18 protein-coding genes are annotated in these 17,663 nt (G+C 42.3%); 16 read left to right on the top strand and 2 right to left on the bottom strand.

Annotation, left to right across the window (positions count from 1 at the left end; all coding sequences use genetic code 11):
* Positions 1-31: 31 nt before the first annotated feature.
* The 8 genes from OVN23_RS06755 to whiA are packed head-to-tail and all read left to right on the top strand — an operon-like array spanning position 32 to position 5,783.
* Positions 32-538: a dihydrofolate reductase gene (locus OVN23_RS06755; RefSeq protein ID WP_173262093.1), complete on the top strand. Its 507-nt coding sequence runs from the start codon at positions 32-34 to the stop codon at positions 536-538.
* A complete protein-coding gene (locus OVN23_RS06750; RefSeq protein ID WP_000442276.1) occupies positions 538-708 on the top strand; it encodes a hypothetical protein in 171 nt (56 codons plus the stop codon). The genes OVN23_RS06755 and OVN23_RS06750 overlap by 1 nt, the downstream gene beginning before the upstream one ends.
* 31 nt (positions 709-739) lie before the next feature.
* Positions 740-1,972: an ATP-dependent Clp protease ATP-binding subunit ClpX gene (gene clpX, locus OVN23_RS06745; protein WP_000106341.1), complete on the top strand. Its 1,233-nt coding sequence runs from the start codon at positions 740-742 to the stop codon at positions 1,970-1,972.
* An 8-nt stretch (positions 1,973-1,980) separates the two neighbouring features.
* A complete protein-coding gene (gene yihA / locus OVN23_RS06740) occupies positions 1,981-2,568 on the top strand; it encodes a ribosome biogenesis GTP-binding protein YihA/YsxC (protein ID WP_267240872.1) in 588 nt (195 codons plus the stop codon).
* Between the two features lie 10 nt (positions 2,569-2,578).
* Positions 2,579-2,959 (top strand): RidA family protein, encoded by a 381-nt coding sequence (locus OVN23_RS06735; protein WP_001140420.1) that lies wholly within the window; start codon positions 2,579-2,581, stop codon positions 2,957-2,959.
* 51 nt (positions 2,960-3,010) lie between these two features.
* Positions 3,011-3,901 carry an RNase adapter RapZ gene (gene rapZ / locus OVN23_RS06730; RefSeq protein ID WP_166736759.1) on the top strand — a complete coding sequence of 297 codons (891 nt, stop codon included), beginning with the start codon at positions 3,011-3,013 and terminating at the stop codon, positions 3,899-3,901.
* Entirely contained in the window at positions 3,898-4,875 is a 978-nt protein-coding gene (locus OVN23_RS06725; protein ID WP_001231075.1) for a YvcK family protein, read from the top strand. Before rapZ ends, OVN23_RS06725 begins: the two co-directional genes overlap by 4 nt.
* The gene (gene whiA, locus OVN23_RS06720; RefSeq protein WP_267240871.1) at positions 4,872-5,783 is read left to right on the top strand and encodes a DNA-binding protein WhiA; all 912 of its coding nucleotides are present in this window, start codon (positions 4,872-4,874) and stop codon (positions 5,781-5,783) included. The genes OVN23_RS06725 and whiA overlap by 4 nt, the downstream gene beginning before the upstream one ends.
* 1,058 nt (positions 5,784-6,841) lie before the next feature.
* On the opposite strand, the gene OVN23_RS06715 is transcribed toward whiA, so the two are convergent.
* Positions 6,842-7,810: an NAD(P)/FAD-dependent oxidoreductase gene (locus OVN23_RS06715; protein WP_173226792.1), complete on the bottom strand. Its 969-nt coding sequence runs from the start codon at positions 7,808-7,810 to the stop codon at positions 6,842-6,844.
* Positions 7,811-7,945: 135 nt separating this feature from the next.
* Between OVN23_RS06715 and cdaA the strand changes: the two genes are divergently transcribed.
* The 8 genes from cdaA to OVN23_RS06675 all read left to right on the top strand — a co-directional run bounded on the left by cdaA (position 7,946) and on the right by OVN23_RS06675 (position 16,352).
* Positions 7,946-8,803, top strand: coding sequence for a diadenylate cyclase CdaA (cdaA, locus tag OVN23_RS06710; RefSeq protein WP_050089436.1), 858 nt, complete (start codon positions 7,946-7,948; stop codon positions 8,801-8,803).
* The gene (locus OVN23_RS06705) at positions 8,790-9,569 is read left to right on the top strand and encodes a YbbR-like domain-containing protein (protein ID WP_173253272.1); all 780 of its coding nucleotides are present in this window, start codon (positions 8,790-8,792) and stop codon (positions 9,567-9,569) included. The genes cdaA and OVN23_RS06705 overlap by 14 nt, the downstream gene beginning before the upstream one ends.
* A gap of 24 nt (positions 9,570-9,593) precedes the next feature.
* Positions 9,594-10,946, top strand: coding sequence for a phosphoglucosamine mutase (glmM, locus tag OVN23_RS06700; RefSeq protein WP_173253273.1), 1,353 nt, complete (start codon positions 9,594-9,596; stop codon positions 10,944-10,946).
* Positions 10,947-11,019: 73 nt separating this feature from the next.
* Positions 11,020-11,394 carry a DUF1149 family protein gene (locus OVN23_RS06695; RefSeq protein ID WP_001050087.1) on the top strand — a complete coding sequence of 125 codons (375 nt, stop codon included), beginning with the start codon at positions 11,020-11,022 and terminating at the stop codon, positions 11,392-11,394.
* A 1-nt stretch (position 11,395) separates the two neighbouring features.
* A complete protein-coding gene (locus tag OVN23_RS06690) occupies positions 11,396-12,244 on the top strand; it encodes a DegV family protein (RefSeq protein ID WP_173253274.1) in 849 nt (282 codons plus the stop codon).
* A gap of 276 nt (positions 12,245-12,520) precedes the next feature.
* Complete coding sequence (gene dapB / locus OVN23_RS06685) at positions 12,521-13,288, top strand: 4-hydroxy-tetrahydrodipicolinate reductase (RefSeq protein WP_173253275.1); 768 nt, start codon at positions 12,521-12,523, stop codon at positions 13,286-13,288.
* Entirely contained in the window at positions 13,285-14,484 is a 1,200-nt protein-coding gene (locus OVN23_RS06680) for a CCA tRNA nucleotidyltransferase (RefSeq protein ID WP_319946284.1), read from the top strand. The genes dapB and OVN23_RS06680 overlap by 4 nt, the downstream gene beginning before the upstream one ends.
* On the top strand, positions 14,481-16,352 hold the full coding sequence (locus tag OVN23_RS06675) for an ABC-F family ATP-binding cassette domain-containing protein (protein WP_173253276.1): 1,872 nt from the start codon (positions 14,481-14,483) through the stop codon (positions 16,350-16,352). Before OVN23_RS06680 ends, OVN23_RS06675 begins: the two co-directional genes overlap by 4 nt.
* A 37-nt stretch (positions 16,353-16,389) precedes the next feature.
* Here OVN23_RS06675 and mntE read toward each other — a convergent pair whose 3' ends face one another.
* Complete coding sequence (mntE, locus tag OVN23_RS06670; protein WP_112445507.1) at positions 16,390-17,574, bottom strand: CDF family manganese efflux transporter MntE; 1,185 nt, start codon at positions 17,572-17,574, stop codon at positions 16,390-16,392.
* Positions 17,575-17,663 lie beyond the last annotated feature (89 nt).

Here is a 17,663-nt window from a genome sequence, read left to right as displayed (position 1 = left end):
AAATAGTACTATCAGTGAAAAGGATGGAAGCATGACTAAGAAAATCGTAGCTATTTGGGCCCAGGATGAAGAGGGTGTGATTGGTAAGGACAATCGTCTGCCTTGGCATTTGCCAGCAGAACTGCAACACTTCAAAGAAACAACTCTGAATCATGCTATCTTGATGGGACGGGTGACCTTTGATGGAATGGGGCGTCGCCTGCTTCCAAAACGGGAAACCCTGATTTTGACGCGTAATTCGGAAGAAAAGATAGATGGGGTTGCTACTTTTCAGGACGTCCAGTCTGTTCTGGACTGGTATCAGGCTCAAGAAAAGAATCTCTACATTATCGGTGGCAAGCAAATTTTTCAGGCTTTCGAACCTTACCTTGATGAAGTGATTGTCACTCAAATTCATGCTCGGGTGGAGGGGGATACCTATTTTCCTGAGGAGTTTGACTTATCTCTTTTTGAGACAGTTTCAAGCAAATTCTACGCCAAAGATGAGAAGAATCCTTATGATTTTACCATCCAATATCGCAAGAGAAAGGAAGTCTAATGGAACGGAGTTTATTTGGTTTATTCACGGCTTTTCTGTGTTTCATCTGCCTTCTGGCAGGAGCACAGGCTTTTCGTAAAAAGCGTTACGGGCTTTCTATCCTCCTTTGGTTAAATGCCTTTACCAATCTGGTCAATAGTATTCATGCTTTTTACATGACCTTATTTTAGATAGAATGACAGTATAGAATGGAAGGAAATCATGTCTACAAATAGAAAAAATGATATGATGGTTTATTGCTCATTTTGTGGCAAAAACCAAGAAGAAGTACAAAAAATAATCGCTGGCAACAATGCTTTTATTTGTAATGAATGCGTGGAGTTAGCTCAAGAAATCATTCGAGAAGAATTGGTTGAGGAAGTCTTGGCAGACTTGTCTGAGGTGCCAAAACCAATTGAACTCCTCCATATCTTGAACCACTATGTAATCGGTCAAGATCGTGCCAAGCGTGCCTTGGCAGTGGCAGTTTACAACCACTACAAACGCATCAATTTCCACGATACGCGTGAAGAGTCAGAAGATGTGGATTTGCAGAAGTCAAACATTTTGATGATTGGGCCAACTGGTTCAGGGAAAACTTTCCTTGCTCAGACCTTGGCTAAGAGCTTGAATGTGCCTTTTGCGATTGCGGATGCGACAGCTCTGACGGAGGCTGGTTATGTGGGTGAGGACGTGGAAAATATCCTCCTTAAACTCTTGCAGGCTGCTGACTTTAACATTGAGCGCGCAGAGCGTGGGATTATCTATGTGGATGAAATTGACAAGATTGCCAAGAAGAGCGAGAACGTGTCTATCACACGGGATGTTTCTGGTGAAGGGGTGCAACAAGCCCTTCTCAAGATTATCGAAGGAACAGTTGCTAGCGTACCACCTCAAGGTGGACGCAAACATCCGCAACAAGAGATGATTCAAGTAGATACCAAGAATATCCTCTTCATTGTTGGTGGTGCCTTTGATGGTATTGAAGAAATTGTTAAACAACGTCTTGGAGAAAAAGTTATCGGATTTGGTCAAAATAACAAGGCGATTGATGAAAATAGCTCTTACATGCAAGAAATCATCGCAGAAGATATTCAAAAATTTGGTATTATCCCTGAGTTGATTGGACGCTTGCCTGTTTTTGCAGCTCTTGAGCAATTGACGGTCGATGACTTGGTTCGCATCTTGAAAGAGCCAAGAAATGCCTTGGTCAAACAGTACCAAACTTTGCTTTCTTATGATGATGTTGAGTTGGAATTTGACGACGAGGCCCTTCAAGAAATCGCCAATAAGGCTATCGAACGCAAAACTGGTGCGCGTGGTCTTCGCTCAATTATCGAAGAAACCATGCTAGATGTCATGTTTGAAGTACCGAGTCAGGAAAATGTGAAATTGGTTCGCATCACAAAAGAAGCTGTCGATGGAACGGATAAACCAATCCTAGAAACAGCTTAGAGGTGACTATGGAACTTAATACACACAATGCTGAAATCTTGCTCAGTGCGGCTAATAAATCTCACTATCCGCAGGATGAACTGCCAGAGATTGCCCTAGCAGGGCGTTCAAATGTTGGTAAGTCCAGCTTCATCAACACCATGCTGAACCGCAAGAATCTAGCGAGAACTTCAGGGAAACCTGGTAAAACCCAGCTCCTGAACTTCTTTAACATTGATGACAAGATGCGCTTTGTGGATGTGCCTGGTTATGGTTATGCCCGTGTTTCTAAAAAGGAACGTGAAAAGTGGGGGCGCATGATTGAGGAGTATCTGACAACTCGGGAAAATCTCCGTGCGGTAGTCAATTTAGTTGACCTTCGTCATGACCCGTCAGCAGATGATGTACAGATGTACGAATTTCTCAAGTATTATGAGATTCCGGTTATTATCGTTGCGACCAAGGCAGACAAGATTCCACGTGGTAAATGGAACAAGCATGAATCAGCAATTAAAAAGAAATTAAACTTTGACCCAAGTGATGACTTCATCCTCTTTTCATCTGTCAGCAAGGTAGGGATGGACCAAGCTTGGGATGCAATCTTAGAAAAATTGTGAGGAAAAGAAAATGGCAAAAACAATTCATACAGACAAAGCTCCAAAGGCTATCGGACCATATGTTCAAGGAAAAATCGTTGGCAACCTTTTGTTTGCTAGCGGTCAAGTTCCTCTCTCTCCTGAAACTGGGGAAATCGTTGGAGAAACCATCCAAGAACAGACAGAACAAGTCTTGAAAAACATTGGTGCTATTTTGGCAGAAGCAGGAACAGACTTTGACCATGTGGTCAAAACAACTTGCTTCTTGAGCGATATGAACGACTTTGTTCCTTTTAACGAGGTTTACCAAACGGCCTTTAAAGAGGAATTTCCAGCTCGTTCAGCTGTAGAGGTAGCTCGTCTTCCTCGTGATGTAAAAGTCGAAATCGAAGTCATCGCAGAGATTGGATAAGCTAGTTGAAGTTTGGTTCTGCCAAACTTCTTTTGATATAAGGAGAAAAAGATGACAAAGAAACAACTTCACTTGGTAATTGTGACAGGGATGAGTGGTGCAGGGAAAACCGTGGCAATTCAGTCTTTCGAGGATCTAGGTTATTTCACTATTGACAATATGCCACCTGCTCTCTTGCCTAAATTTTTACAGTTGGTGGAAACCAAAGATGATGACCATAAGTTGGCCTTGGTAGTGGATATGCGTAGCCGCTCTTTCTTCTCAGAGATTCAAACTGTTTTGGATGAGTTGGAGAACAAGGAAGAACTGGACTTCAAAATTCTCTTTTTGGATGCAGCAGATAAGGAATTGGTCGCTCGTTATAAGGAAACAAGACGGAGTCACCCTCTAGCTGCAGATGGTCGGATTTTGGATGGAATCAAGTTGGAACGTGAGCTCTTGGCGCCTTTGAAAAATATGAGTCAAAATGTGGTAGATACGACAGAACTCACACCTCGTGAGCTGCGTAAGACCATTGCAGAGCAGTTTGCGGATCAGGAACAAGCCCAGTCTTTCCGTATTGAAGTCATGTCTTTTGGTTTTAAATATGGGATCCCGATTGATGCAGACCTAGTATTTGATGTCCGATTCTTGCCAAATCCCTATTACCTTCCAGAACTGCGTAATCAAACGGGTGTGGATGAACCAGTGTATCACTATGTCATGAACCATCCAGAGTCCGAAGACTTTTATCAACATTTATTGGCTTTGATTGAGCCGATTTTGCCAAGTTACCAAAAGGAGGGGAAGTCTGTTTTGACCATTGCCATGGGTTGTACGGGCGGACAACACCGTAGTGTGGCCTTTGCTAAACGCTTGGCGCAGGACTTATCCAAGAAGTGGCCTGTCAATGAAGGGCATCGCGACAAAGACCGAAGAAAGGAAACGGTAAACCGTTCATGAGAAAACCAAAGATAACGGTGATTGGTGGAGGAACTGGGATCCCTGTCATTCTAAAAAGTCTGCGGGAAAAAGATGTGGAAATCGCTGCTATAGTGACGGTGGCAGATGATGGTGGTTCGTCAGGTGAACTCCGAAAAAATATGCAGCAGTTGACACCGCCAGGCGATCTTCGAAATGTTCTTGTGGCCATGTCGGATATGCCTAAGTTTTATGAGAAAGTCTTTCAGTATCGCTTCTCTGAGGATGCCGGAGCCTTTGCTGGCCATCCATTGGGCAATCTCATTATTGCAGGTCTGTCAGAAATGCAGGGTTCGACCTATAATGCCATGCAGTTGCTGAGCAAATTTTTCCACACAACAGGGAAGATTTATCCTTCCAGTGACCATCCTTTGACTCTTCATGCGGTCTTTCAGGATGGGACAGAAGTGGCTGGAGAGAGTCATATTGCAGACCATCCAGGTATGATTGACCATGTCTATGTAACCAATACCCTCAACGATGATACGCCTCTGGCTAGCCGTCGAGTAGTGCAGACCATTCTTGAGAGTGATATGATTGTCCTTGGACCTGGTTCCCTCTTTACCTCTATTTTACCTAATATCGTGATTAAGGAAATTGGGCAGGCGCTTTTGGAAACCAAGGCAGAAATCGCCTATGTCTGCAATATCATGACCCAACGTGGGGAGACGGAACACTTTACAGATAGCGACCACGTGGAAGTCTTGCATCGCCACCTTGGCCGACCTTTTATCGATACGGTCTTGGTAAATATCGAAAAAGTGCCACAGGAATACATGAATTCCAATCGTTTTGATGAATATTTGGTGCAGGTGGAACATGATTTTGCTGGTCTTTGTAAGCAAGTTCCGCGTGTGATTTCATCCAACTTCCTTCGTCTGGAAAATGGGGGTGCCTTTCACGATGGAGATTTGATTGTGGATGAATTGATGCGGATTATACAGGTGAGAAAATGAGTTTCACAGTAGCAGTAAAAGAAGAAATTCTAGGTCAACACCATCTGAGCCGGCATGAATTATCTGCCATTATCAAGATGTCTGGTAGCATCGGTCTCTCGACTTCGGGCCTGACCTTGTCAGTTGTGACAGAAAATGCCAAACTGGCTCGTCACCTCTATGAATCCTTTCTCCATTTCTATGAAATCAAATCGGAAATTCGTCACTACCAACGGAGCAATCTTCGCAAGAATCGGGTCTATACCGTTTTTACAGATGAAAAGGTGCAGGACTTGTTGAGTGATTTGCACTTGGCAGACTCCTTTTTTGGTTTGGAAACAGGTATTGATGAGGAGATTTTATCAGACGAGGAAGCAGGCCGTGCCTATCTCTGTGGCGCTTTCTTGGCAAATGGAAGTATTCGTGACCCTGAGTCAGGGAAGTACCAGTTGGAAATCAGTTCTGTTTATCTGGACCACGCGCAAGGGATTGCCTCCCTTCTTCAGCAGTTTTTACTGGATGCCAAGGTGCTTGAGCGCAAGAAGGGGGCTGTGACCTATCTCCAGCGTGCCGAAGATATTATGGACTTCTTGATAGTCATCGGAGCCATGAAGGCGCGTGATGATTTTGAGCGGGTTAAGATTTTGCGAGAAACCCGTAATGACCTCAATCGTGCCAATAATGCCGAGACAGCTAATATCGCTCGGACAGTTTCTGCCAGCATGAAGACTATCAACAATATCAGTAAAATCAAAGATATCATGGGCTTAGAAAACCTGCCAGTGGATTTGCAGGAGGTAGCGCAATTGCGGATTCAGCATCCAGACTACTCTATCCAGCAGTTAGCAGATAGCCTCAGCACCCCTCTGACCAAAAGTGGTGTCAACCACAGACTCAGAAAGATAAACAAATTAGCCGATGAACTATAAAACCAGGCTCTTGTTTTGCGAGGTTCTTTTTTGAAATAAAAAGAGGTTGGGCAAAAAGCAATGTCATTAAGTTAAGAAATTTGGCTCTTTAAAATCAAAAACGCATAATATCAGGTATTGAAAACCGTGATACTATGCGTTTTATTGTGAGAAAATTTATTTCATTTTCTCCTGAAATTGAGTTTTTACCCAGTCTCTAATTAGTTATTTCCAAGTGCCCAGTTCGCTTCAAACGCTAACATTCGATATAGTAGAGGTTTCACCAGCTGGAACCCATTTGTTGGTGCCTAAGTATCTAACTTCTAGTTTACGAACATTTACTGTGTAAGATGCTTTTAGTCTAATATAACTATAAGTGTAGGGGAGTAGGATGTGGCAGATTCAGTGATTTAAACAAATACTCTTCGAAACTCTCCTTAAAGTATCTTAACTTCGCCTTATCTGAAGCATCAAAACTGTGCGTTGAACAACCTATAACTAGCCTCCTAGTCCAATCTTTGATTTTCACTGAGCATAAGTCCAAGTTCATGATCAAAAGATTATTTTTTCAATCCTTTGAAAGTTATAATGCAACCCGAAATAATACTGAGAGTTCCTACAGGTCTCCAATATAGTTGCCAAAAGAATAAATTTATTCTTTCTTTCAGTGTCGCATAGGGTTCGGCATAATAGGGGTTGATGTGAAATAATAAAAAACCAAAACATAAAACTATGATTCCAGTTAAGAATAAAATGTCCTTATTTACTTTCCTCATAAAACCTCCTTTTATTTTATTTAAAGCGCTTTCTATTATTAGTATACGTCAAAAAAAGAAAAAAACAAGTCTATTTATTTATTTTTTTATATGGTATAATAGAATAGTTGGAGAGTTTTTATATAGCTTTAAAAGGCTGATATGAATACTTTGTATAATCTAATGATTCTTCAAAAAATTTCTTATTCAAACAAGAGCAAAGAGAAGGTGGGCTGCATATCAGAAGTTAGATGTATTTCTGTCTAACTTTTGAGGTGTAGTTCATTTTAAAACCACGAATCCTATGTGACTCGTGGTTCTTTTTTATAAACTAGTAGAGTGTTTTGGTTGTACTTTTTGCTCAGGGTCGATGTAGTTGATAGCATTATTGACAGCAGTTGGAGCTTCTCCGAGACCTGTCGCAATCAAGTCAATTTTTCCGTCATAGTAGCAGCAGTCACCGATAGCATAGATACCTGCTTGGCTAGATTCTTGTTTGCTGTTGACGATAATCTTGTGGCGGTTGAGGTCGAGCCCCCAGTTTTTAAGATTACCGACCGAAGATTTGAAACCATAGTTGACAAAGAGGTGGTCTAGGTCAATCGTTTCGGTTTCATCAGATTTGACTTTTGTGATTTCAAGTTTATCGAGTGCTTTTCCATCTCCAAGGAGTTGGCTAGGAACGAATGGTGTCTTGATGGATACAGATGATTCTTGCAGGGCTTGAACACTGTGTTCCAAGGCACGGAAATTATCTCTGCGGTGAACAAGGGTGGTTGGTGCAATTTTTTCAAAAGCCAAAGCCCAATCCACTGCTGAGTCTCCCCCACCAAGAATCGTCACTTTCTTACCAGCGTATTGCTGGATGTTGGAAACGTGGTAATGGATATTTTCATAGCCCTCAACGCCTTCTAGTTCCAAAGGACGTGGTTTGAAGGCACCGCCACCCATAGCGATGATAACTGTTTTAGTCAGGTGACTTCCTTTAGAAGTCGTGATGGTAAATCCTTCTTCTTGTTTTTCAATCTCAAGAACCGTTTCATTAAGATGAATAGGGGTATCGAAGCTGTTTAGCTGTTCAATCAAGCGGTTAGTCAACTCTTCTCCAGTCAGATTTGGGAAGCCTGGGACGTCTAGGATTTCCTTTTCAGGGTAGAGAATAGCAGGTTGTCCACCCAGTTGGGGAAGAGAGTCGATGATTTGAACCTTGGCTTGGCGTAGGTGGGCATAAAAGGCTGCAAAAAGCCCGACAGGACCACCACCTACAATGGTAATATCATAGAGTTGAGACATGGTTTCTCCTTTGTTTTTTCTAGTCAGTTTATTGTATCATATTTTTGCTCAATGTAAAATGGACTAGGATAGGGAAAAAAATGCCAGAAAATGGTATAATAGGACGAAAGTGTTTTGATAGGGAGGATATCAGGGATGAATTTTCAACAATTATCCAATCTGCAATATTGGACCAGTTTGTTTGCAAGTCCATGGACGATAGCTATCAATCTGATTGATATTTTGATTGTTGCTTATATTTTATATCATTTTACAAAAGCTATTGCAGGAACCAAGATTATGATTTTGGTACGTGGAGTTTTGGTGTTTATTTTAGCTCAAATCCTTGCAAATATGATTGGCTTGACTACGATTTCTTGGTTGATCAATCAAATTATTACTTATGGGGTTATTGCGGCGGTTGTTATCTTCTCTCCAGAGATTCGGACTGGTTTGGAACGTTTGGGAAGAGCGACAGATTTCTTTTCCAATGCCCCTATTAGTGCTGAGGAACAGATGATTCGTGCCTTTGTTAAGTCTGTTGAATACATGAGTCCTCGTAAAATCGGGGCCTTGGTTGCTATTCAGCGTGTACGTACCTTGCAGGAGTATATTTCGACAGGAATTCCCTTAGATGCTAAGATTTCTGCAGAACTTCTCATTAACATTTTTATTCCCAACACTCCCCTACATGATGGTGCGGTGATTATCAGAGAAGAACGTATCGCTGTGACGTCTGCCTATCTGCCCTTGACAGAAAGTACAGGAATTTCCAAGGAATTTGGAACCAGACATCGGGCGGCTATTGGTTTATCAGAAGTCTCAGATGCCTTGACTTTTGTCGTATCAGAGGAAACGGGAGGAATTTCGATAACCTATAATGGAAGCTTTAAGCACAACCTAACACTTGATGAATTTGAAACAGAATTACGTGAAATCTTACTTCCAAAAGAGGAAGCAGGTCTTAGTTTTAAAGAACGATTGCTAGGAGGATGGAAACATGAGAAAAAATAGTTTATATATCATATCCTCACTCTTTTTTGCTTGTGTCTTATTTGTCTATGCTACGGCGACGAATTTTCAAAACAGTACCAGTGCTAGGCAGGTAAAAACGGAAACCTATACGAATACAGTAACAAATGTCCCTATTGACATACGCTATAATAGTGATGAGTATTTTATTAGCGGTTTTGCTTCAGAAGTATCAGTGGTCTTGACTGGTGCAAATCGCCTATCGCTAGCTAGTGAAATGCAAGAAAGCACACGTAAATTCAAGGTTACTGCTGACCTAACAGATGCCAGTGTTGGAACGATTGAAGTTCCTTTGAGCATTGAAGATTTACCCAATGGGCTGACCGCTGTGGCGACTCCGCAAAAAATTACAGTCAAGATTGGTAAGAAGGCTCAGAAGAATAAGGTAAAGGTTGTACCAGAGATTGACCCTAGTCAAATTGATAGTCGGGTACAGATTGAAAATGTCACGCTGTCAGATGAAGAAGTGTCGATTACGAGTGACCAAGAGACATTGGATAGAATTGATAAGATTATCGCTGTCTTGCCAACCAGCGAACGCATAACAGGTAATTACAGTGGTTCAGTACCTTTGCAGGCAATCGACCGCAATGGTGTTGTCTTACCGGCAGTTATCACTCCCTTTGATACAATAATGAAGGTGACTACAAAACCAGTAGCATCAAGTTCAAGCACATCAAATTCAAGCACAAGCAGTTCATCGGAGACATCTTCGTCAACGAAAGCAACTGGTTCAAAAACGAATTAAAAATAGAAAAAGGATTTTATAAAAATGGGTAAATATTTTGGGACTGATGGAGTCCGTGGAGAAGCTAATGTAGAACTTACTCCAGAATTAGCTTTTAAACTAGGACGTTTTGGAGGCTATGTTCTCAGTCAACATGAAACGGAAGCACCGAAAGTCTTTGTGGGACGTGACACACGTATTTCAGGGGAAATGCTAGAATCTGCCCTGGTAGCAGGTCTCCTTTCAGTTGGTATTCACGTATATAAATTAGGTGTTCTGGCAACACCAGCAGTAGCTTACTTGGTCAAAACAGAGGGAGCAAGCGCCGGTGTCATGATTTCTGCTAGCCACAACCCAGCCCTTGATAATGGAATCAAGTTCTTTGGTGGGGATGGTTTCAAACTAGATGACGAAAAAGAAGCAGAAATTGAAGCCTTGCTAGACGCTGCAGAAGACACTCTGCCACGTCCAAGTGCAGAAGGCTTGGGAACCTTGGTAGATTACCCAGAAGGCTTGCGTAAGTATGAAGGCTACCTTGTTTCAACTGGAACTCCTCTTGATGGAATGAAGGTTGCCTTGGATACAGCTAATGGAGCAGCGTCTACAAGTGCCCGTCAAATTTTCGCTGATCTCGGTGCTCAGTTGACGGTTATCGGAGAAACGCCAGATGGGCTTAACATCAACCTTAATGTTGGTTCTACGCACCCAGAAGCCCTTCAAGAAGTGGTCAAAGAAAGTGGGTCAGCTATCGGTTTAGCCTTTGACGGAGACAGTGACCGTTTGATTGCGGTTGATGAAAATGGCGAGATCGTTGATGGTGACAAAATCATGTACATTATCGGGAAATACCTTTCTGAAAAAGGACAATTGGCCCAAAATACAATTGTGACGACTGTGATGTCCAACCTTGGTTTCCACAAGGCCTTGGACCGTGAAGGTATTAACAAGGCAGTTACTGCAGTTGGCGACCGCTACGTTGTTGAAGAAATGAGAAAATCAGGCTACAACCTCGGTGGTGAACAGTCTGGTCACGTCATCTTGATGGATTACAATACAACAGGTGATGGTCAATTATCTGCTGTCCAATTGACAAAAATCATGAAGGAAACTGGTAAGAGCTTGTCAGAGTTGGCAGCAGAAGTAACCATCTATCCACAAAAATTAGTCAATATCCGAGTGGAAAATGTCATGAAGGAAAGGGCTATAGAAGTGCCAGCTATCAAGGCAATTATCGAGAAGATGGAAGCTGAAATGGCAGGGAATGGCCGTATCCTTGTTCGTCCAAGTGGAACAGAGCCTCTCTTGCGTGTTATGGCAGAAGCGCCTACAACAGAAGAAGTGGACTACTATGTTGATACTATCGCAGATGTAGTTCGATCTGAAATCGGGATTGACTAAATCCTAGAAAACTAGATGAAAATAAAAAATTATGGTACAATAGCTTATAATATTGTAGCCAAGGGAGAAAGACATGAATCTTAAACGTGAACAAGAATTTGTTAGTCAGTATCATTTTGATGCGCGTAATTTTGAATGGGAAAATGAAAATGGAGCTCCTGAAACTAAGGTGGATGTGAACTTCCAATTGCTCCAACATGATCAAGAAAATCAAGTGACTTCCTTGATTGTCATCTTGACCTTTATGATTGTATTTGATAAGTTTGTCATCAGTGGAACCATTTCACAGGTAAACCACATCGATGGCCGTATTGTTAATGAACCAAGTGAATTGAGCCAAGAAGAAGTGGAAACTTTGGCTCGTCCATGTTTGAATATGCTCAACCGTTTGACTTACGAAGTAACTGAAATTGCATTAGACTTACCAGGAATCAATTTGGAGTTCTAATATGAAACTAGCTGTTATCACAGATTCTTCTGCCTATCTCAGTGCAGAGACCTTGCAAAGAGAAGATTTATTTGTCTTGGATATTCCTGTCAATATTGATGGTGAGGAGTATGTCGAAGGCATCAATCTGACTGCTGAGGAATTTTACCAAAAAATGGCTCAGGCTTCTGAATTGCCTAAGACCAGTCAACCAAGTATTGCCAAGTTAGATGAGATCTTAACTTCGCTCAAAGAACAAGGTTATACACATGCCTTGGGACTGTTCCTATCTTCTGGAATTTCAGGTTTTTACCAAAATATTCAGTATATGGTGGATGACTATGAAGGTTTAACCATTGCTTTCCCAGACACTTTGATTACAAGCGCTCCCCTAGGCATCATGGTTGAAAGCGTCTTTAACTGGCGAGATCAGGGCGATGATTTTGCTATCATTCAGGATAAGCTAGCTATTCAAATCAGCCGTACGTCAGCTTTTATCATGGTAGATGACCTGGATCATTTGGTAAAAGGTGGGCGCCTTTCAAATGGGGCTGCCATTTTGGGCAATTTGCTTAGCATTAAGCCAATCCTTTATTTTAACGATCAAGGTGTGATTGAAGTTTACGAAAAAGTTCGTACGGAAAAGAAAGCAACCAAGCGCTTGATTGAAATCATCAAGGAAACAACGGCTTCAGGCCAATATCGGGTCATTGTCATTCATGGGAATGCTCCTGAAAAGGCTGAAGAATTGCGTCACCACTTGATTGAATCTGGAGTGGGTACGGATATTTCACTAGCTACATTTGGTAGTGTCATTGGAACCCACCTAGGAGCAGGAAGTATTGCTCTAGGTTATATTCCAGTGATTTAGTTGGCACTTTTAGACTAGTCAAGATGCCTTGTATCTTAGCAATTGAACACGGACTACCTGCCTCTTGAAAAAAGATGCCTGTCTTGCCTTTCGTGGCAAGTCAGCGTCATTCCCTATTTTTCATGGGCAGCTAAGGTCCTTTGTATCTTGATAATTGAACACGCCTGGGATCCTGTGTGAAAAAGATAGTTCTTCCAAGGAGTAGACACTTCTTGATCAGAATTCCTATTTTCACTTTGTGTTCTTACAGGCCTTGTATCTTAGACAGGAGTAGAGATGAGTATTCGAGTAATTATTGCTGGTTTTAAGGGAAAGATGGGTCAAGCTGCTTGTCAGATGGTCTTGGCTGATCCAGACTTGGACTTGGTAGCAGTTTTGGATCCTTTTGAGTCTGAGTCAGAATGGCAGGGTATTCCTGTTTTCAAGGATAAGGTTGATTTAGCAGGCTTTGAAGCGGATGTTTGGGTAGATTTTACAGCTCCAGCTGTTGCCTATGAAAATACACGCTTTGCTCTTGAAAATGGCTTTGCTCCAGTAGTTGGAACGACTGGTTTCACAAGTGAAGAAATTGCAGAGCTAAAAGAATTTTCTCGTGCTCAAGATCTGGGTGGCTTAATTGCTCCTAACTTTGCCTTGGGTGCTGTCTTGCTCATGCAATTTGCGATGCAGGCTGCCCAATATTTCCCAAATGTGGAGATTATCGAGCTCCATCATGACAAGAAAAAGGATGCTCCGAGTGGAACAGCTATTAAAACAGCTGAGTTAATGGCAGAAGTTCGAGAGTCTATTCAGCAAGGTGCAGCAGATGAGGAAGAACTCATTGCAGGTGCCCGTGGTGCTGACTTTGATGGCATGCGGATTCACTCAGTTCGTTTACCAGGCTTGGTAGCCCATCAGGAAGTCATCTTTGGCAATCAAGGAGAAGGATTGACCCTCCGTCATGACTCCTATGATCGCAGCTCCTTCATGACAGGGGTGAATTTGGGAATTAAAGAAGTTGTCAAGCGTCATGAGCTTGTCTATGGATTAGAACACTTATTATGAGATTAACGCAAATGCCTTCTGAATTTCAGAAGGCTTTACCAGTATTAGAAAAAATTAAAGAAGCAGGTTTTGAAGCCTATTTTGTTGGGGGCTCTGTTCGTGATGCCCTCCTCAATCGTCCTATCCATGATGTGGATATTGCGACCTCTTCTTATCCCTCAGAAACCAAGCAGATTTTTCCGCGAACAGCCGATATCGGAATCGAGCATGGAACCGTCTTGGTTTTAGATGGGGACGAGGAGTATGAGGTGACTACTTTTCGGACAGAAGATGTCTATGTGGACTATCGTAGACCCAGCGCGGTTTCCTTTGTGCGTTCACTGGAAGAAGACCTTAAGCGCCGTGATTTTACAGTCAACGCCTTTGCCTTGGATGAGACAGGGGAAATCATTGACTTGTTTCATGGTTTAGAGGATTTGGAAAACCAAGTCTTGCGAGCAGTTGGAGTAGCTAGTGAGCGTTTTAACGAAGATGCTCTGCGGATTATGCGTGGTTTCCGTTTTCAGGCCAGCCTTGGCTTTGAACTTGAGCCAGAAACATTTAAAGCTATGAAGACCTTGACACCGCTTTTGGAGAAAATTTCTGTAGAGCGTACCTTCGTCGAGTTTGATAAACTCTTGCTGTCTCCGTTTTGGAGAAGGGGCTTGGCTTCCATGATTGAGAGTCAAGCTTATGATTATCTCCCTGATATGGCAGCTAGCCAGGACAAGATCAACAGACTATTTGAATTAGAGACCGATTTTACCTTTGAATCCTCTGAACAAGCCTGGGCGGCTTTACTGTGGGTTTTGGAGATTGAAAATGCGCAGCCATTTTTGAAGGCTTGGAAGACCTCACGCCAGTTTGCTAAGCAAGTTCAGGATTTGCTGACTATTTTTGCATTGCGTGAAAAGGGAGAATTGAGCAAGCGAGATTGTTATCGCTTTGACTTGGATTTGCTTTTACAGGCTGAAAATCTTCGTCAGGCTCAAGGAAAAGAAGTTAACCCACAAGCCATCACAGAAATCTATCAGAGTTTGACCATTCATGACAAGAAAGAAATCCAAATCAACGGTGGTATTTTGATCAAGGAATATGGCTATCAGCCGGGCCCAGACTTGGGAGAGATTTTAACAGAGATTGAATATGCCATTGTCGATGGAGAATTGGAAAATGACCGTCAAGCCATCCATGCTTACCTGAGGGAGAAAAAATGAGTGATTTTATCGTTGAAAAACTAAGTAAATCCGTCGGTGATAAGACCGTTTTTAAGGATATTTCCTTTATCATCCATGACTTGGATAGAATTGGTCTAATCGGTGTCAATGGGACTGGCAAGACCACCCTTTTAGATGTTCTTTCTGGTGTTTCTGGCTTTGATGGGGATGTCAGTCCCTTTTCAGCTAAGAATGACTACCAGATTGGTTACTTGACTCAAGATCCTGATTTTGATGATAACAAGACAGTTTTGGATACGGTCCTCTCCAGCGACCTAAAGGAAATCCAGCTTATTCGTGAGTATGAACTCCTCATGCTCAACTATAGTGAGGACAAGCAGGCGCGTTTGGAACGGGTCATGGCAGAAATGGACTCTCTCCAAGCTTGGGAAATTGAGAGTCAGGTCAAGACTGTCCTTAGCAAGCTGGGTATTCAGAACTTATCTACTCCAGTTGGAGAATTGTCAGGTGGTCTAAGAAGACGGGTCCAGTTGGCGCAAGTTTTACTTGGTAATCACGACCTTTTGCTTTTAGATGAGCCGACCAACCATCTGGATATTGCGACTATTGAGTGGCTGACCCTCTTTTTGAAAAATTCCAAGAAGACCGTCCTTTTTATTACCCACGACCGTTATTTCCTAGACGCTTTATCAACACGTATTTTCGAGTTGGACCGAGCAGGATTGACGGAGTATCAGGGTAATTATCAGGATTATGTTCGCCTTAAGGCGGAACAGGACGAGCGCGACGCGGCTCTTCTTCACAAAAAAGAGCAACTTTATAAGCAAGAATTGGCCTGGATGCGCAGACAACCGCAGGCGCGTGCAACCAAGCAGCAGGCTCGTATCAATCGTTTCTACGATTTGAAGAAAGAAGTTTCAGGTGGCGTTGCTGAAACAGATTTGACCATGAACTTTGAAACCAGTCGGATTGGGAAGAAAGTCATCGAGTTTCAGGATGTTTCCTTTGCCTATGAAAACAAGCCTATTTTGCAAGATTTTAATCTCTTAGTTCAGGCCAAAGACCGCATCGGAATCGTTGGGGATAACGGTGTTGGAAAATCAACCCTGCTCAACCTGATTGCAGGCAGTCTTGAGCCGACAGCAGGTCAAGTTGTGATTGGGGAAACAGTTCGCATTGCCTATTTCTCTCAGCAAATTGAGGGCTTGGATGAAAGCAAGCGAGTTATCAATTACCTGCAGGAAGTGGCAGAAGAGGTCAAGACCAGCGGTGGTTCTACGACTTCGATTGCAGAGTTGCTGGAGCAGTTCCTTTTCCCACGTTCGACGCATGGAACCTTGATTGAGAAATTGTCAGGTGGCGAGAAAAAACGTCTTTATCTCCTCAAACTGCTCTTGGAAAAACCAAATGTTCTTCTCTTGGATGAACCGACAAATGACCTAGACATTGCAACCTTGACAGTTTTGGAGAATTTCTTACAAGGCTTTGCAGGTCCTGTCTTGACAGTTAGCCATGACCGCTATTTCTTGGATAAGGTAGCGAACAAGATTCTCGCTTTTGAAGATGGCAAGATTCGTCCTTTCTTTGGTCATTACACCGACTATCTTGATGAAAAATCCTTTGAAACAGAGATGGCCAATCAAGTGCAAAAAGCTGAAAAGGAAAAAGTGGTCAAGGTTCGAGAAGAGAAGAAACGCATGACCTACCAAGAAAAGCAGGAGTGGGCAAGCATTGAAGACGATATTGAAAACTTGGAAAATCGTATTGCTGCTATTGAAGAGGAAATGCAGGCCAATGGTTCCGACTTTGGCAAACTGGCTACTCTCCAAAAAGAACTGGATGAGAAAAACGAAGCACTCCTTGAAAAATACGAACGCTATGAGTATCTAAGTGAATTTGATAGCTAGAAGAATAGAAAAATCCCGTCTCATGGACGGGATTTCTCTATTCTTTTTTGGTTTCTTGATGAAAGATATTTTGCCAAGTTTCGTGGCGTCGCCAGATACTGGTATGAACGATACCATCTAACTCATAGCAGATGAGTTTTGTTTTCTGACTGATGGAAGTGATTTGGATGTCCTTGATAGCAGCATTCAAGTCTTTTTCGGCTTTATAAGCCTCTTTATCCATCTGCTCTCCATCCTGACGAATATAGACAAAATCGTCAGCCAAGAGTTCTTCCAGTTGATTTCCTTGATCAATCAATTGTTCACGCATAAGCAATTTTTTATAGACATTGTCTAAAATTTCATCCTCAGGGATAGGTGCTGGCTCGATATGGACATCGGTGTCAAAGACGCCAAAACGCTCCTCCAGCATAGACTCGACCTGATCCGCGATTTCATGACTCTCAAAAACAGATAAGTCAGGATTCATTTCTAGCGTAATATCAAGGTAAATGTTGCTACCGTAGGTGCGACCTCTTTGCGACTTAACCTTGCTGATCTTGGGAATTTCCATAATGGCCTTTTGATAGTCCTCAAGCAGACGATCGTCAAAGCCATCTGAAAGACTAAAGGAAGACTCGATAAAGATATCATAGGCGGTCTTCAAGATAAAGAAAGTGATGATGATAGCAACCAGTTTATCTACAATCGGATAATTGAAACTGCTAGCTAGGATGGCAATAGTCGTACCAAGTGAGGTAACAGCATCAGAAAGATTGTCCTTGGCGGCAGCCTTTAGTGCCTTGGAGTTGGATTTCTTACTGAGGCGAGTGTTGTAGAGATACACCACAAACATAATCGCTGCAGACATAATTCCTAGAGTTGCACCCAGAGGATCAATGACCGTTTCTTCCCGACTGAGAATCTTTTGAATGGTATCCCTCAGCACATCAAAGCCAACATAAAACATGATGATGGAAGTGATTAAGCTAGCCAAATCTTCAATCTTCCAATGACCAAAACGGTGGTCCCGGTCTGCAGGCTGGCGCGCCATCCGAATGCCAATCAAGAGGGCCACATTTCCAATGATGTCCGAGATGTTATTAAAACCATCGGCCACCAAACTGGATGAATGAAGGAGGTGACCAGTTGCTAATTTGGCTGCAGACAAGATTAAATAGGTTGAAATGCTGATAATGGCTCCACGCTCAGCTAACTTGAGATTTGAGATAGATTGCTTCATTCAACTTCCTTTCTAGTCATATAGCATTCTACCATTATACTGGTTTTCAAGGGAAAATTCAAATAGGATGGATAAAATTAAGAAAATAC

The sequence above is a fragment of the Streptococcus sp. Marseille-Q6488 genome (genome assembly GCF_946902925.1).
In the GTDB taxonomy this organism is placed as follows: domain Bacteria; phylum Bacillota; class Bacilli; order Lactobacillales; family Streptococcaceae; genus Streptococcus.
The sequence above is the reverse complement of the archived record's forward strand: the minus strand, read 5'-3'. Positions and strand labels throughout refer to the sequence as shown.

Excerpts from the sequence above, each read along its gene's own strand:
- OVN23_RS06755 (WP_173262093.1), top strand. The coding sequence starts at position 32 with ATGACTAAGAAAATCGTAGCTATTTGGGCCCAGGATGAAGAGGGTGTG.
- OVN23_RS06750 (WP_000442276.1), top strand. The coding sequence starts at position 538 with ATGGAACGGAGTTTATTTGGTTTATTCACGGCTTTTCTGTGTTTCATC.
- clpX (WP_000106341.1), top strand. The coding sequence starts at position 740 with ATGTCTACAAATAGAAAAAATGATATGATGGTTTATTGCTCATTTTGT.
- yihA (WP_267240872.1), top strand. The coding sequence starts at position 1,981 with ATGGAACTTAATACACACAATGCTGAAATCTTGCTCAGTGCGGCTAAT.
- OVN23_RS06735 (WP_001140420.1), top strand. The coding sequence starts at position 2,579 with ATGGCAAAAACAATTCATACAGACAAAGCTCCAAAGGCTATCGGACCA.
- rapZ (WP_166736759.1), top strand. The coding sequence starts at position 3,011 with ATGACAAAGAAACAACTTCACTTGGTAATTGTGACAGGGATGAGTGGT.
- OVN23_RS06725 (WP_001231075.1), top strand. The coding sequence starts at position 3,898 with ATGAGAAAACCAAAGATAACGGTGATTGGTGGAGGAACTGGGATCCCT.
- whiA (WP_267240871.1), top strand. The coding sequence starts at position 4,872 with ATGAGTTTCACAGTAGCAGTAAAAGAAGAAATTCTAGGTCAACACCAT.
- OVN23_RS06715 (WP_173226792.1), bottom strand. The coding sequence starts at position 7,810 with ATGTCTCAACTCTATGATATTACCATTGTAGGTGGTGGTCCTGTCGGG.
- cdaA (WP_050089436.1), top strand. The coding sequence starts at position 7,946 with ATGAATTTTCAACAATTATCCAATCTGCAATATTGGACCAGTTTGTTT.
- OVN23_RS06705 (WP_173253272.1), top strand. The coding sequence starts at position 8,790 with ATGAGAAAAAATAGTTTATATATCATATCCTCACTCTTTTTTGCTTGT.
- glmM (WP_173253273.1), top strand. The coding sequence starts at position 9,594 with ATGGGTAAATATTTTGGGACTGATGGAGTCCGTGGAGAAGCTAATGTA.
- OVN23_RS06695 (WP_001050087.1), top strand. The coding sequence starts at position 11,020 with ATGAATCTTAAACGTGAACAAGAATTTGTTAGTCAGTATCATTTTGAT.
- OVN23_RS06690 (WP_173253274.1), top strand. The coding sequence starts at position 11,396 with ATGAAACTAGCTGTTATCACAGATTCTTCTGCCTATCTCAGTGCAGAG.
- dapB (WP_173253275.1), top strand. The coding sequence starts at position 12,521 with ATGAGTATTCGAGTAATTATTGCTGGTTTTAAGGGAAAGATGGGTCAA.
- OVN23_RS06680 (WP_319946284.1), top strand. The coding sequence starts at position 13,285 with ATGAGATTAACGCAAATGCCTTCTGAATTTCAGAAGGCTTTACCAGTA.
- OVN23_RS06675 (WP_173253276.1), top strand. The coding sequence starts at position 14,481 with ATGAGTGATTTTATCGTTGAAAAACTAAGTAAATCCGTCGGTGATAAG.
- mntE (WP_112445507.1), bottom strand. The coding sequence starts at position 17,574 with ATGAAGCAATCTATCTCAAATCTCAAGTTAGCTGAGCGTGGAGCCATT.